The organism is Bacillus sp. AFS077874, assembly GCF_002566505.1.
Taxonomy (GTDB): Bacteria; Bacillota; Bacilli; order Bacillales; family Bacillaceae_G; genus Gottfriedia.
The window spans coordinates 67233-83059 of the sequence record NZ_NUYF01000002.1; the positions used below are offsets into that span (position 1 = coordinate 67233).

The window sequence follows — 15827 nt, forward strand, 5'->3', positions numbered from 1 at the left end:
TTCATGCTCTATATCTAAATCTAGTTAACTAAACAATTTTTTTAGTGTTTGCACATATAAAACATGCTCGACACTATGAACCTTGTGCTCAAGAGATTCCTTCGAATCTCCCTTTTCAATCAGAATTTCTTCTTGCGCAATAATTGGACCAGTATCCATTCCTTCATCGACATAATGAACCGTTACACCAGTCGATTCGACACCTGCTAGGAGAGCTTGACCAATTGCGTCTTTTCCAGGAAATAATGGTAGAAATGAAGGATGAATATTTACTATTTTCCCAGGAAATGAGTCTAAAATTGTCGGACCAATCAATCTCATATAGCCAGCTAAAACGATAAATTCGACATTTAACTCTTTAAGATGGGCAATAATTTCACCTTCATACTGCTCTTTTGATTCATAGTTTTTCGCTGAAAATATAAATGATGGAATATTTGCTTGCTTTGCACGTTCGATACAAAATGCATTTGGGCGATCACAAACAAGTAATTTCACTTCAGCATTCACTTCTCCGCTTAGAGTTGCATCAAGAATGGCTTGAAAGTTACTGCCATTTCCTGAAGCAAATACGGCAATCTTCTTCATTACAGAGAACCTCCGCCAAAGGTTACACCTTCACCTGCTTTTGTTCTTCCGATAATAAATACTTTTTCTCCGTCTTCTTCTAATAGTTTAATAGTGTCATGTAAGTTCTCTTCACTAATCGCAAGAACCATACCAATACCCATATTAAAAATATTAAACATTTCTTCGCGCTTCAATTCACCAATCTCTTCTAATAAATCAAAGATTGGTTGGATTGGCCATGAACCATAATCAATTTCTGCACCGATTCCCTCTGGAAGCATTCTTGGGATATTTTCAATAAACCCACCACCAGTAATATGTGCCATACCTTTTACTTCAAACTGTTTAAGAACATTTAAGATTGGTTTTACATAAATTTTAGTTGGGCGTAGTAATTCTTCGCCTAAAGTATGACCTAATTTATCAATGTTTTGATCAAGCGTTAAGCCACCTTTTTCTAATAAAACCTTACGAACTAGAGAATATCCATTACTATGGATCCCGTTTGATGAGATTCCTAATAAGATATCTCCTTCTTTAATGTTTTGACCTGTTACAAGCTTCGACTTATCAGCAATTCCTACTGCAAAACCAGCAACGTCATATTCATTCTCTGGATACATACCAGGCATTTCTGCAGTTTCTCCTCCGACTAAAGCGCAGCCTGCTTGAACGCAGCCATCAGATACACCTTTTACAATTTGCTCAATTCGTTCAGGTACAGCCTTGCCAACTGCTAAGTAATCTAGGAAAAATAAAGGCTCCGCTCCTTGAACCACAATATCATTCACACACATCGCGACTGCATCAATGCCGATCGTATCGTGACGGTCCATTTGGAAAGCTAATTTTAATTTTGTTCCTACTCCATCTGTCCCTGATACAAGAACCGGTTCCTTATAGTTAAATTTGGAAAGATCAAACATTCCTCCAAATCCTCCTAATCCACCAAGAACTTCTTGACGCATTGTTTTTTGAACGTGTTTCTTCATTCTGTTCACTGCTTCATAGCCAGCTTCGATATCTACTCCAGCTTGTTTATATGCATTCGCCATGTGATGATTTCCCCTTTCAGTTCCTTATGAATAGATTCAATTGAAAAGAGGCGGCGACTTTGCTCACCGCCTCTGTTTTTTAATATTAATTATGAGAATGTACTAATTCATTTTCATCATAGATTACTGTTGGATACTTCCCTGTAAAGCAAGCAGTACATTGGCCTCTATTTGGCCCCTCATGATTTCTACCAATAGCATTTAGTAGTCCTTCTAAACTAATAAATTCTAATGAATCTGCACCAATTTCTTCGCAAATTTCTTCTATTGTATTAGTTGCAGCAATTAACTCTTCTCTTGTAGAAGTGTCAATACCGTAATAGCAAGGATTTTTCAATGGTGGTGCGCCAATACGAACATGAACTTCACTTGCACCTGCATCACGTAACATTTGTACGATTCGGCGGCTTGTAGTTCCACGAACGATTGAATCATCTACCATTACTACACGTTTCCCTTCAACGATTGAACGAACTGGAGAAAGTTTCATCTTAACCCCTTGCTCTCTAAGTTCTTGAGAAGGTTGAATAAATGTACGACCTACATAGCGATTTTTAATCAATCCAAGTTCATATGGAATACCAGATTCTTCAGCGTAACCAACTGCGGCTGAAATACTTGAATCTGGAACACCGATTACTACGTCCGCTTCAACAGGAGCTTCTTTCGCTAATACACGCCCCATATTTTTACGTGCAGCATGAACATTGATATTATCAATATTGCTATCAGGACGAGAGAAATAAATATATTCCATACTACAAATTGTGTGATTAACTGATGAAGTAAACTGATCAGTTTCCACTCCATTGTCTGAAATAACAAGTAATTCTCCCGGATTAATATCTCGAATATATTTCGCTCCGACTACATCAAATGCACACGTCTCTGAAGCTACAACATAAGCGTCACCTAGTTTAGCTAACGCTAATGGTCTAAAGCCATTTGGATCTAGTGCAACATACATTGCATCTTTTGTTAGAACTAAGTAAGCGAAAGCTCCTTTGATCATATTTAAAGATGCTTTAATGCTATCTTTTAATGGAGCAGAACCATTACGTTTAATTAAGTGAGCAAGTACTTCAGTATCAGAAGTAGTTTGAAAAATACTACCTTGCATCTCTAAATCTTTACGTAATCTTGAAGCATTTACTAAATTACCATTATGAGCAAGAGCAATGCTTCCAGTATGCGATTGGAATAATAGAGGCTGAACATTTTCATAGCCGCCTCCACCAGCAGTTGCATAACGAACATGACCAATAGCAGCTTTTCCGTGTAAATCATTTAATTGACCTTTACTGAAAACTTCTGTTATTAAACCAAGTCCTTTTGCCCCTTCAAGTTCATCCCCATTCGTTACAACAATTCCAGCTCCTTCTTGGCCTCTATGTTGTAAGCTATGAAGACCATAGTAGGAGATTTGGGCAGCATCAGTATGCCCCCAAATTCCAAATATTCCACATTCTTCGTTTAGCCCTTTTATTTCAGCAAGCATGGGATCGCCTCTTTCCAAGCTTGTTTCAGTTCCTCAACTGAAGCATGAAGAACTGTTTCATTGTTTTCATTACGAACTGTTACTGATGTTTCTTCTGTAACTGTACCGATTAACTTTGCATCTACTAATGCTTCGAATTGTACTTTATGTTCAGGTTTAACTGAAAGTAAGAAACGTGATTGAGTTTCGCTAAATAATGAAACAACCTCATTTCCTTCAATCGTAATAGTTGCACCAACTTCTGACGGACCAAATGTGCTTTCTGCAATCGCTACAGCTAAACCACCCTCAGAAATATCGTGTGCTGAAGCAACTACACCTGCTTGAATAGCAGCAAGAATTTGCTCTTGGCGACTAGATTCAACAGCTAAATCAATACTTGGTGCTTTACCAAAGATTTTGCCATTTAATAATTTTTGAAGCTCACTTCCACCGAATTCAGTTTCTGCTCCACCGATTACATAAATTAAATCGCCAGCAGTTTTAAAGTTTTGAGTCGTGATATGCTCGACATCTTCAATTAGACCTACCATACCAACTACAGGAGTTGGGTAAACTGCTTCACCATTCGTTTCGTTATATAATGATACGTTACCACCGATTACTGGAGTACTTAATACATTACAAGCTTCACTCATACCATCTGTTGCTTTTTCTAACTGCCAGAAAATCTCAGGTTTTTCAGGATTTCCGAAGTTTAAGCAATCTGTAATTGCAAGTGGACGAGCACCTGAACAAACTACATTACGAGCTGCTTCTGCTACTGCAATTTTCCCACCAACTTCAGGATCTAAATATAAGTAGCGTGCATTACAGTCAGTTGTCATTGCTAGAGCTTTTTTTGTATCACGAATTCTGATTACTGCAGCATCTGAACCTGGAGCAACTACTGTATTTGTACGAACCATGTAATCATACTGACCGTAAACCCACTCTTTACTTGCGATTGTAGGTTGAGAAAGTAATTGTTTTAACGTTTCTTTTGAATCACTAATTTCAGGAATATAGTTTTCCATCGCTTGGAACTCACCATAATATGCAGGTTCAGTTGATGGCTTATGATATACTGGAGCTTCTTCAGCAAGAGCATCTACAGGTAATTCAGCTACAACCTCACCTTTGTGAAGTAAGCGAAGCATCTTATCATCTGTAACACGTCCTACTGATACAGCATGTAGATCATACTTTTCAAATAAGTCTACGATTTCTTGCTCTCTACCTTTTTCTACAACTAGTAACATACGTTCTTGAGATTCAGATAGCATCATTTCGTAAGCTGTCATACCAGCTTCACGTTGAGGAACTAAATCAAGATTCATCTCAATTCCCATTCCTGCCTTTGAAGCCATCTCAGCAGATGAAGATGTTAATCCAGCTGCACCCATATCTTGAATACCAACAAGAGCGTCATTTTGAACAACTTCTAAACATGCTTCAAGTAATAACTTCTCCATAAATGGATCGCCTACTTGTACCGCTGGGCGTTTCTCATCAGATGCATCAGATAACTCTTCAGAAGCAAAAGTTGCACCATGAATTCCGTCACGACCAGTTGAAGCACCAACGTACATTACTGTATTTCCAGCACCATGTGCTTGACCTTTTTTAATATCTTTATGATTGATTAACCCAACACACATTGCATTTACTAAAGGGTTGCCTTCGTAACATGGATCGAAGTTTACTTCTCCACCAACTGTTGGAATACCAATACAGTTTCCATAACCAGCAATACCTGCAACTACTTCTTCAAATAAATACTTAACTCTTGGAGTTTCTAATTCTCCAAATCGTAAAGAATTTAGAAGTGCAACAGGACGTGCTCCCATTGAAAATACATCACGAATAATTCCACCTACACCAGTTGCAGCACCTTGGTATGGTTCAATTGCAGAAGGGTGATTATGGCTTTCGATTTTAAATACGACAGCTTGCTCATCGCCAATATCAACAATACCTGCTCCTTCACCTGGTCCTTGTAAAACATGCTCACCGCTTATTGGGAATTTACGTAATAAAGGTTTTGAGTTTTTATAACTACAATGTTCAGACCACATTACTGAGAATAATCCAAGCTCTGTATAGTTCGGATTGCGACCAATAATTGATTTGACTAATTGAAACTCTTCATCAGTTAAGCCCATAGTGGCATAAATTCTATCATTTTCAATTTGAATTGGATTTGGCTCAAGAAGTAACGACATGGTTTTCCCTCCAGTTTCTTACAATCGAACGAAATAGTTGAAGTCCGTCTGCACTACCTAATAATGCATCAACTGCACGCTCAGGGTGTGGCATCATACCTAATACATTTCCTTTTTCATTAACAATTCCTGCGATATCATCTAAACTACCGTTCGGATTATTTTGATAACGGAAAATTATCTGATTATTACTTTTAAGTGCTTCATATGTTTCTTGATCGCAATAGTAATTTCCTTCACCGTGTGCGATTGGTACAGTAATTACTTGACCTTTTTCATAACCAGTTGTAAACATAGATTCATTGTTTTCAACAACTAGCTCTACTTGTTTACACATAAATTTTAATTTCTCATTACGTCTAAGAGTACCTGGTAGTAGACCTGCTTCAGTTAGGATTTGGAATCCATTACAAACGCCAAATACTGGTTTACCTTCAGCAGCAGCTTTCTTCACCGCATCCATCACGTTTGCAAAACCTGCAATTGCGCCAGAGCGTAAGTAATCTCCATATGAGAAGCCACCTGGTAATAAGATACCATCAAATTCATCTAAATTCGTTGAATCATGCCATACGTATTCTACTTCTTCGCCTAACTCATCTTTGATTGCATGATACATATCAACATCACAATTTGAGCCCGGGAACACAATTACTGCAAACTTCACTGTGCGACTACCTCCTCTACCTCATAACGGTAATCTTCAATTACGATGTTTGCTAATAACTTTTCACACATTTCTTTTACTGTAGTATTTAAATCTGCAACATTTTTATCAATTAATAATTCCATATATTTACCGATACGAACATCTTGAACATCGCTAAAATTCATGCTATGAAGTGCGTTTTTAACTGCATTTCCTTGTGGATCTAAAACACTTTCTCTTAATGTAACGAATACTCTTACTTTGAACATGATAATCCCCCTAAGCGTTTTAAAATTTCTTCGTATCCATCTGTTAAGTTACCTAAATCTCTACGGAATACATCTTTATCAAATTTCGCGTTTGTATCTTTATCCCATAATCGGCAAGTATCTGGTGAAATCTCATCTGCTAACAAAATTGTTCCATCATTTAATTTGCCAAACTCTAATTTAAAATCGACTAATCGAACATTACATGCATTAAACTGTTCTACTAGTACATCATTAACACGGAGAGCAATCTCTTTAATTGTTTCAAGATCTTCAGTTGTTGCTAGTTTAAGTGCAGCGATATGATCTTCATTAATAATTGGATCACCTAAATCATCACGTTTGTAATAAAACTCAATGATTGGTTTTTCTAACTTAACACCCTCATCTAATCCCATGCGTTTCGATAAGCTACCAGCAACGATATTTCTAACAACTACTTCAATTGGTACTATTGTTACTCGTTTTACAAGTTGTTCAAGTTCTGATGTTTTTTCTACAAAATGAGATGCAATACCTGATTCCTTTAACTTTGAAAATAGTAAACTAGTAATCGCATTATTCAAGCGACCTTTACCAGCAATTTCTGCTTTCTTTTCACCGTTAAATGCAGTTGCTGAATCTTTGTACTCAACTCTTACAATTTCAGGATTCTCAGTTGAGAAAATTCTTTTTGCCTTTCCCTCATACAACATTACTTGCTCTGCCATGCTAACAATGCCTCCCATATCCTCATTTAAACACCCAATAGAATTTCTGCTTTATCTGTTATTTGAATTGTTTGGCTAAGAATTTTTTTCTCTAATCTTAGCCAAACAATATTTATTAATTTAATCCTAAGCGTTCAAAAATTGTATCGACTTGACTTAAGTGGTAGCTGTAGTCAAAGCAATCATTAATTTCTTCTTGAGATAATAAAGAAGTAATTTTTTCTTCTGCTTCTACAAGCTCTTTAAACTGTACTTGAGTTTCCCAAGCTTCCATTGCTTTTGGTTGAACAGTATCATAAGCCTCTTCACGTGACATTCCTTTTTCAATTAAAGCAAGAAGTACACGTTGAGAATAAATTAATCCGTAAGTACGATCCATATTACGTTTCATATTCTCAGGGAATACTGTAAGGTTTTTAACAATATTTCCAAATCGATTTAACATGTAATTTAAAAGTATTGTAGCATCTGGTAGGATGATTCTTTCTGCAGATGAATGTGAGATATCTCTTTCATGCCAAAGTGATACATTTTCATAAGCTGTAACCATATGACCTCTAATTACACGAGCTAAACCTGTCATGTTTTCAGATCCAATTGGATTACGTTTATGTGGCATTGCAGAAGAGCCTTTTTGACCTTTTGCAAAGAATTCTTCAACTTCGCGTGTTTCACTTTTTTGTAATCCACGTACTTCAGTTGCAAACTTCTCAATTGAAGTTGCAATTAAAGATAATGTTGCCATGTAGTGAGCATGACGATCACGTTGTAAAGTTTGAGTTGAAATTGGAGCTGCTTGAATTCCTAACTTTTCACAAACATATTCTTCAACAAATGGAGGAATATTTGCATATGTTCCAACAGCGCCTGAGATTTTACCTACTCGAACTGTTTCAATCGCATTCTTAAATCGCTCTAAGTTACGCTTCATTTCTTCAGTCCATAATGCAAGTTTTAAACCAAAAGTAGTTGGTTCTGCATGTACACCGTGAGTACGTCCCATCATTACTGTGTACTTATGTTCTTTCGCTTTCGTTTCAAGAATTCCAATGAAATTCTCTAAATCTTTTAATAAGATATCATTTGCCTGACGTAGTAAGTATGACAGTGCCGTATCTACTACATCAGTTGAAGTTAAGCCATAATGTACCCATTTACGTTCGTCGCCTAATGTTTCAGAAACTGCACGTGTAAATGCAACTACGTCATGACGTGTTTCTTTTTCAATTTCATAAATTCGGTTTATATCGAAAGAAGCTTTTTCGCGTAACACTTTTACGTCTTCTTTAGGAATATCTCCTAATTCAGCCCATGCTTCACATGCTAAGATTTCAACTTCTAACCAAGCTTTAAATTTGTTTTCTTCTGTCCAAATTGCTGCCATTTCTGGGCGTGAATAACGTTCAATCATATTTTTACCTCCACCGGGTTTTGTTTCCAAATCCCTAACTCTTGTACTTTTTGCATCGCTTGTTCTGTTGATGCTGCCATTATATTAATATGTCCCATTTTACGGCCTTTTTTGCTTTCTTCTTTACCATAAAGATGGACATTTAATGTACTATCATTTTGCATTACATTCAATACTTCTTCAACATGTTCACCTAATATATTCACCATTACTACTGGTTTAAGTAATTCCGTATTCCCTAATGGTAAATTACAAACCGCTCGAATATGCTGCTTGAATTGTGAAGTTTCAACTGCCTCCATTGTATAGTGTCCTGTATTATGTGGACGCGGAGCTAATTCATTTATATAAACCTGCTCATCTTCTGTTACAAATAACTCAATTGCTAAAACACCAACAAGATGAAATGAGCTAGCTACTTTTTTTGCATAGTTCTCTGCTGTTTCTATTACTGATTTTGAAGTATTTGCTGGTACAGATGAAGTATGCAGAATTTGATTTATATGAACATTCTCTGCTATTGGAAACGTATTTACCTCTCCATTACTATTTCTTGCGACAATTATTGACAATTCTTTTTCAAAAGGAACCCAGCCCTCAAGAATACATTGCTGTTTTTTAACAAGTTCTAACGCTTCAACAAAGTCTTCTTCAGATTTTAAAACAACTTGCCCTTTTCCGTCATAACCACCTGTTGTCGTTTTCAAAACAGCTGGTAAACCTATTACCGTAACTGCCTCAGAAAATTGCTCTTCATTTTCTACTAGTTGAAATGGAGCAACCTTTATACCTAAACTTTGAATAGCTGTTTTTTCAGTTAATCTATTTCTTGTTAGCTTTAATAACTCACTGCCTTGAGGTAAATAGGAGTGCTCATCTAAATACTCAAGTGCGTTTACATCAATATTTTCAAATTCATATGTTATAACATCACTTACTTTCGCAAGCTGTTTAATTGCTTCTAAATTAGAATACTCAGCCGTAATCTCTATATCAGATACTTGCCCACAAGGTGAATTTGGAGTAGGATCTAGAACAGCTATTTTATAGCCCATTTCTTTCGCTGAAAGCGCCATCATTCTTCCAAGTTGGCCTCCCCCGATGATCCCTATTGTTTGTCCTGGTAGAATTACTTTGCTATTCATAGTGATTCACTGCTTTCTAGAACTTGTTTAGTAGTGTTTTCACGACGAGTTTCTAATGCTAAATAAACTTCTTGATCTTGGATACTTAATACTTGAGCTGCAAGTAAGCCTGCATTCGTCGCACCTGCTTTACCAATCGCAACAGTTGCAACAGGTACTCCACCTGGCATTTGCACAATTGATAATAATGAATCTAATCCATTTAAAGCTTTTGATTGTACTGGTACACCAATTACTGGAAGTGTCGTTTTTGCTGCTACCATTCCTGGTAAGTGAGCAGCTCCGCCTGCACCTGCAATAATTACTTTAATACCACGTTCTCTAGCTGATTCTGCATACTCAAACATTAAATCTGGTGTACGATGTGCCGAAACAACTCGTTTCTCATAGCTTATATTTAGCTCTTCTAACACATCACAAGCATGTTTCATTGTTTCCCAATCACTTGTACTCCCCATAATGACACCAACTACCGGTTTCATCTGCTTTTCCCCCAAGTTTATTCGCTATTTTTTTATTTTTACTATAAATTACCAACAAAAAACGCCTAAATAGAAATATCCCTCTATGGTGAGAAAGATAATCTACTTAGGCGTATACTAATATACGTACACGTGTGATTAACTTCCCCTCATAGTCCAGTAATTTAAGGTTACTAGGTAGAAACTTTTGGGCCATATTCCCAAACTTATATGAGGTTTGCTAAATTTCCTATCTCTATAGTATCAATTTATAACTCTTTTTTCAATAAAATATGAATGTTTTTCTTAAAAAATATTTTAATGTTCGTGTTTTACGCAGTTTTATACATTCTATGATGCCTATTTTTATTAAATTACTGATAGCAAATGTGATTTTTTTATTTCTTATTCGGATTTCTATTATCGACTAATCAATGAAAAACAAAAAAACTATCTATCCCTATAATAATTGGGAAAGATAGCTTTTTCAATTATTGACTTTTATTGAACAACCGTTACTTTAGTCGGAGTTGATGTTACTTTAAATCCATCCTTCGTAACCACATCAGCAGAGATATAATATGTGCCGTTTGGTAGATGTGCTTTTGGGAACCATTTTGTGTGCACTTCTTTTTCATTTTTATATTCAAATGAATCAACTATATTTCCGTTTACATCTTTCACATTGAACTTCCAATCTACTCTATTTTGAGCAAAGAAGTCTACTGATGCTACTCTGTTTTTACTAATATTTGTAGTCGGGTATACGCTGCCGTTCGAAAGAACCATCCATTCACTCATATATTTTGCACTTTGATCACCCCATGTAGTATAAGAGTGATTAAATGCGTTATCAGCTCCACCTATTACGATACTCTTTGGTTCAACATTTACTAGTAAAGTTTGAGCTGCTCCTGGTGTATAATAATTTCCGTTAACCCAAACCATAGAAGCTGCATACCCACTTTCATTATCGGTACCTTTCCAAGAAATTTCATATTTTCCATCTTTTGGAGTTACTTTAATATCAGTAACTTTAGGTAGAATCGAATCTACTTTTACTGGCATTTTTACTTCTTGAGGTTTTGCCCCTGGATAATCTAGAGTTGTGCGAATCACATAATTGTAAACTCCGTCAGGAACAACTTGTCCATTTTCATCTGTCATATTCCAAGCATAAAGTTCATTGTAGCTAGTATCACCAAATGGCATGACATTTTTTCTGAATTTATATGGAGATCCTGTAAATTCACTAAAGTCACCTAAATACTTAACCATTTCTCCCGATTGATTTTCAATATACATTTCAGTTTTTGCTAAATTACGCAATGCTGTAAATGAAGAATATATTCCATTTATATGGTAGTTTGGTGAAATAGCAATTTTATTAAGATCAAACGTACCTGTCGCAGAATTATATCCTTTTGGATAACGTTCTGATGTTCCATCCCAAAGTGCAGTGTAACCTAAAAATGCATCTTTTTCCCAAGCTGGTGGATCGATATTTCTTGGCTCATCCCATTGTCCATAGAAGCCCATATAAGGAACAGAAATTGGTACTGCTTTATCTTGGTCTTTGTCTACTGGAACTAAACGTACAAATCCTTCAACAAAACTATTTTTCTTTAATGAATCTGGTAAATTCACATTAATTGTCAGCATTTTTGTCTGACCTGGTTTTATCTTAAGTAATGAGCCATTTTTATCAGTAACTTTATTATCATTTACAGTGATTGATGCACCATCGATACGTTCACTTGTTAATGTTAAATAATCCTTTGAATCAAGTTTCCCATCACTGTCTAAATCAAATTGCTTTGTTTCTGTTTTATCTTTTAATAAATCTACGTAAACATTGTATTCAATATCAGCACTATTATTTTTACCCTTTTGTGCATCAAATGCATCAACGTTTAATTTAAAGCTAGTATTTTGACCAATTTCTTTTAAAGCTACTGCTCCAGCTTGTTCTAGCGGCGTGTTTCTGCTTGTAACAATGACTGGTGTATTAATTGCATTTTGAATTTGCATTAAACCAGAGCCTTGAACACGTGGAGAGTATGGAACTTCACCATTTGTTTTTGGATCCATTACAATTTTTGATGTGTTCATTAAAGCAATTTTTGCTTTTAAAGCTGTATCTTCTGAATGTTGTAATCCTTTTTCATAAAGTGACTGTAATACTAACGCTGAACCACCTGCAACGTGAGGAGTCGCCATTGATGTACCGCTCATTACTTCATAATCATTTCCGGGTACTGTAGAATAGATATTTCCACCAGGACCAGAAATTTCTGGTTTAAAATCTAAAGTGCTTGGCGCGCCGTATGATGAAAAATAAGACATCGTATTTTTCATCGGATTATCGATCCAAGTATCTCCAGCTAATTTCATTTTTACAACTTGATTATTAGCCAACTTATTTAATAATTCTTGTCCAACCGCTTTTCCTGTTGTAGCAGCTGGAATTGAAGTATCAGAGAACCTAAGTGTAGGATAATCACCCAAGACAGAAGGTGGGATGACAATAACAGCTTTCGCTTTATATTTTGCCGCATTAGTTTGAACAAACGAATATGAGGTATATTGATTATTCATTTTTGCTACAACGATTTTTCCTTCTACGTTCTTATTAGTAAAATCAGTAAGTTTTGAACCTTCTCCTACATATACCATTTCATACTCTTGACCAGGTGTTAAATTTCTAGAAAGTTTAAAGTTTTTTGTTGGTGCATATTGAGTTTGATCTTGGAAAGGAAGTTTAAAACCATTAGCGTCCGATAAAGTATTTAAGTGCATTTTCGTATTTTCATATGAAGCAACTGATAATGCAAACGGACTTACTCCAGGTGCACCTACTGTACCGATATCAGGATTATCAGCATATGGCTGTGCAGCCGAATCCAATAATAAACTAGTTTTTGTACTGTAAGCTGAGTTCCCAGCAGCAACTACAACTAAAGTTCCTTGTTCTGTTGCGTGACGAATTGCTTTTTGAACTGGGTCAAAGTCTTCTCCTACAAACCCTGCATCAACCCCTAAACTCATATTAATAACATCAGCACCCATTGTCACTGCATGTTCTATACCTGCGATTAGGTCATCCTCATAAGCACCTCCACCTACATCGGAGAATACTTTTTCAGCTAATAATTGCGTTCCAGGAGCAATTCCTTGAACGCCACTATTTGCTTCATCACCATTTGCACCAATAGTCCCTGAAACGTGTGTACCGTGTGGACTTCCATCACCACGAGGAATAACATCTGTATCATGATCAGCCCAGTCATAACCTGTTGGAACTTTATCTGTATACCACACATCATTTACAGCTGTAGCGTCTAATTTACTTTTAATACCATTTGGGGTTAACTTTTCTTTTTGTTTCCCCTTATCAGTAAGCGTCATGTCCTTATGAGTATAGTCAATACCTGAGTCAACGACTGCTACAAGTAAACCTTCTCCTTGATAACCATATTGATTCCAAACCTTTTGTGCTTGTACTAATTCTTTACTCGCTGCCATCGTTTCATGGAAAGTTCTCGCAACATTTACGTTAAGTACACCAGGAATAGACTTTATTTCATTTAGATTTTGATATTCTGTCTCAACACTAAATCCATTGAACCCTTCAAAGAAACGTTGTTTTAATTTAGGGGAATTTGATTTAGCTTTATTATTCTTTGTGATTTCTTCGATTACTTTGTCCTGTTTTTCTTTGTATAAAGATTTTTCGTTTGACGTAGAAGAGTCAGAAATTGATGGCTGTTCAATTTCTACTATAAAACGAACTTTATCGGTAGGTTTATATGTTTTCTCAGACTCTTCCTTTTGAGTATCTTTATATAAGTCCTCTTTACCTTTTGGACTTTGGTCTAGTAATTGTGGTACTTGATCCTCGATTGCTTGAGTTGTTGTATCATTATTTTCAGCAAGAGCTGTATAAGATGAGAAAATCAAAGATGAGATCGCCACTGTGGACATTACTTTAAACGGTAAAATTTTACGAAGTTTCATGAAATCTCTCTCCTTTTTATGGATGTAATATTTCAATTATGTATTTGCTTTAATACAATGATTAAGAGGTTAGTAGTTTAATAAATATAGAATGATTAATGCGGTTAAACTTAAGCCCTTACCATTAAGTAAGTAAATAAATACTATTTAAATGTACATTCAACATATAACGAAGTAAATTGGGGGAAATTCATATGAAATTAAGTACCTTTTTTCTACAAATAATTACATAAAAATATTTTATTGGTATTCTTAATCGCAAAAATTAAAAATAATAAGACGAAAAATATATAAAAGCGTCGAATTTCTTTTGTTTAATCAAAGGTTTTAAATCGATATTTGTGAAAATATAAAGAAAATTCAATTTATTTTTCGTATCTTCTCGAATGTCGTAGAAAAAATGATTAAAAAGTACTAATCATTCTCATCTTCAGAAATAAGAAAAAGGCGTAACAATGTGGTTACACCTTTTTCAAATTAGATAATGCTAATACTTTATAATACTTTCAATTTCTTCTATTAATTCAGACTGAATTTTATCAACTTTTGCAAAATCCATAGCTCCAATATAAATAGCTTCTAGTTCATCTCTAAGAACCTTAGCTTCTGCCAAATAAGATATTGCTTCTTTCATTTTATCTTTATATGAATTTGTTGTTCTTTCGATTTCTGTTGCGTATTTCTCATCTGTTCCTGGCGTAATACATCTTTCGTACATATCAATAATCTCGTCATTTTCACGATCAGGAAAATATTCATGTGGTGCTGTACTGTCAAAGATCGCAATGCCTTTTTCCGGAATAATTACCATATCCAGACTGTTTGGATCAAATCCACAATGATAAATCTCTACATCAAATCCTCGTTCTTCCCCTGCAGCTGCTATTTTCTTTAACATTGTTGATTTACCGGAACCAGCCCTACCTTTAATAAAATATCGCTTTTCAATGTCTTCTGTTAAATTTTGAATATAATCAACCGCGCCACTTGGAGTTGCTGCACCTAAAAATCTATGTTTTACTTTGGAGACTTTTTCAGTATTGCTGTCACTACCATAAAAAAGCGCTATCAATTCGTTAGTCAGTTTATTTGCCTCTACAAAGTCCATATTGGAAATATAAACTGTTTCAATTTCATCATGAGCCTTTAACGAAGCAGCAAATGTATCATAAGCTGTTTGAAACTTTTTAGAAATCTCATCATTTAGTGATAGTATTGCTTCCTTGTGTACGGATAATTTCTTAGAATCCCAAACAATACCTAAATTCACATATTCCTCAATAACTCCTGGAGCTTTCGGTTCAATTACATGTGGTGCCGTTCCGTCTACTATACCAATTTGAAATTTCGGGATAATTAAGCCATCAACTGAATTTGTATCTGAAGAACAATGTAAATATTCAATATCGATTCCCTTATTTACAATTAGTTCTCCAATTGTTTTCATTAATGTTGATTTCTCAGTACCTGGACCACCTTTTAGAATGAATAGTTTATCTAAATCCTCTAAAGCTGAGTCATAGAGATTATAAAACCCTTTTGCAGTATTACCACCTGCATAATAATTGAGTATTTTTCCTCTCATCTTTTTCCCTCCATTCAATCTAAGTTATGTAGATTTATTATTAAGGGTGTTTGCCCAGTATTAATATTATTGTTTACTTTATTAATTTTAATGTTTATCCGAAGTTGTTGGTGATTCTTAAGTTTGTCTTTTAGATTTCGGATATTTTCATTTTATATGTAATGTCATGATAAGAACTAACATTTCCAAATTTGAACATAAAAAAACATCAGCCAAATAGCTGATGTTTTTGTTTACCAGGCGACGTTCTACT

General features: G+C 35.3%; 12 protein-coding genes and 1 riboswitch. All 12 genes read right to left on the reverse strand.

Features of this window, described 5'->3' with window-relative positions; genetic code table 11:
• Positions 1 to 24 precede the first annotated feature (24 nt).
• Positions 25 to 588, reverse strand: coding sequence for a phosphoribosylglycinamide formyltransferase (gene purN, locus COJ46_RS00850; protein ID WP_097973965.1), 564 nt, complete (start codon positions 586 to 588; stop codon positions 25 to 27).
• Positions 588 to 1625: a phosphoribosylformylglycinamidine cyclo-ligase gene (purM, locus tag COJ46_RS00855; RefSeq protein ID WP_097973963.1), complete on the reverse strand. Its 1038-nt coding sequence runs from the start codon at positions 1623 to 1625 to the stop codon at positions 588 to 590. Before purM ends, purN begins: the two co-directional genes overlap by 1 nt.
• Before the next feature lie 85 nt (positions 1626 to 1710).
• Positions 1711 to 3123 carry an amidophosphoribosyltransferase gene (gene purF / locus COJ46_RS00860; protein ID WP_097973961.1) on the reverse strand — a complete coding sequence of 471 codons (1413 nt, stop codon included), beginning with the start codon at positions 3121 to 3123 and terminating at the stop codon, positions 1711 to 1713.
• The gene (gene purL / locus COJ46_RS00865) at positions 3108 to 5327 is read right to left on the reverse strand and encodes a phosphoribosylformylglycinamidine synthase subunit PurL (RefSeq protein WP_097973959.1); all 2220 of its coding nucleotides are present in this window, start codon (positions 5325 to 5327) and stop codon (positions 3108 to 3110) included. Before purL ends, purF begins: the two co-directional genes overlap by 16 nt.
• Positions 5311 to 5994, reverse strand: a complete 684-nt coding sequence (purQ, locus tag COJ46_RS00870) for a phosphoribosylformylglycinamidine synthase subunit PurQ (RefSeq protein WP_097973958.1) — start codon at positions 5992 to 5994, stop codon at positions 5311 to 5313. Before purQ ends, purL begins: the two co-directional genes overlap by 17 nt.
• Positions 5991 to 6245 carry a phosphoribosylformylglycinamidine synthase subunit PurS gene (gene purS, locus COJ46_RS00875; RefSeq protein ID WP_097973956.1) on the reverse strand — a complete coding sequence of 85 codons (255 nt, stop codon included), beginning with the start codon at positions 6243 to 6245 and terminating at the stop codon, positions 5991 to 5993. Before purS ends, purQ begins: the two co-directional genes overlap by 4 nt.
• Positions 6233 to 6955 (reverse strand): phosphoribosylaminoimidazolesuccinocarboxamide synthase, encoded by a 723-nt coding sequence (gene purC / locus COJ46_RS00880; RefSeq protein ID WP_097973954.1) that lies wholly within the window; start codon positions 6953 to 6955, stop codon positions 6233 to 6235. Before purC ends, purS begins: the two co-directional genes overlap by 13 nt.
• A 115-nt stretch (positions 6956 to 7070) precedes the next feature.
• The gene (purB, locus tag COJ46_RS00885) at positions 7071 to 8366 is read right to left on the reverse strand and encodes an adenylosuccinate lyase (protein ID WP_069032643.1); all 1296 of its coding nucleotides are present in this window, start codon (positions 8364 to 8366) and stop codon (positions 7071 to 7073) included.
• On the reverse strand, positions 8363 to 9511 hold the full coding sequence (purK, locus tag COJ46_RS00890) for a 5-(carboxyamino)imidazole ribonucleotide synthase (protein WP_097973952.1): 1149 nt from the start codon (positions 9509 to 9511) through the stop codon (positions 8363 to 8365). The genes purB and purK overlap by 4 nt, the downstream gene beginning before the upstream one ends.
• Positions 9508 to 9993, reverse strand: coding sequence for a 5-(carboxyamino)imidazole ribonucleotide mutase (gene purE / locus COJ46_RS00895; RefSeq protein ID WP_097973951.1), 486 nt, complete (start codon positions 9991 to 9993; stop codon positions 9508 to 9510). The genes purK and purE overlap by 4 nt, the downstream gene beginning before the upstream one ends.
• A gap of 132 nt (positions 9994 to 10125) precedes the next feature.
• Positions 10126 to 10227, reverse strand: a riboswitch (purine riboswitch).
• Between the two features lie 246 nt (positions 10228 to 10473).
• Complete coding sequence (locus tag COJ46_RS00900) at positions 10474 to 13989, reverse strand: S8 family serine peptidase (RefSeq protein ID WP_098565613.1); 3516 nt, start codon at positions 13987 to 13989, stop codon at positions 10474 to 10476.
• A gap of 487 nt (positions 13990 to 14476) precedes the next feature.
• Positions 14477 to 15574 carry a PRK06851 family protein gene (locus COJ46_RS00905; RefSeq protein WP_097973947.1) on the reverse strand — a complete coding sequence of 366 codons (1098 nt, stop codon included), beginning with the start codon at positions 15572 to 15574 and terminating at the stop codon, positions 14477 to 14479.
• Positions 15575 to 15827 lie beyond the last annotated feature (253 nt).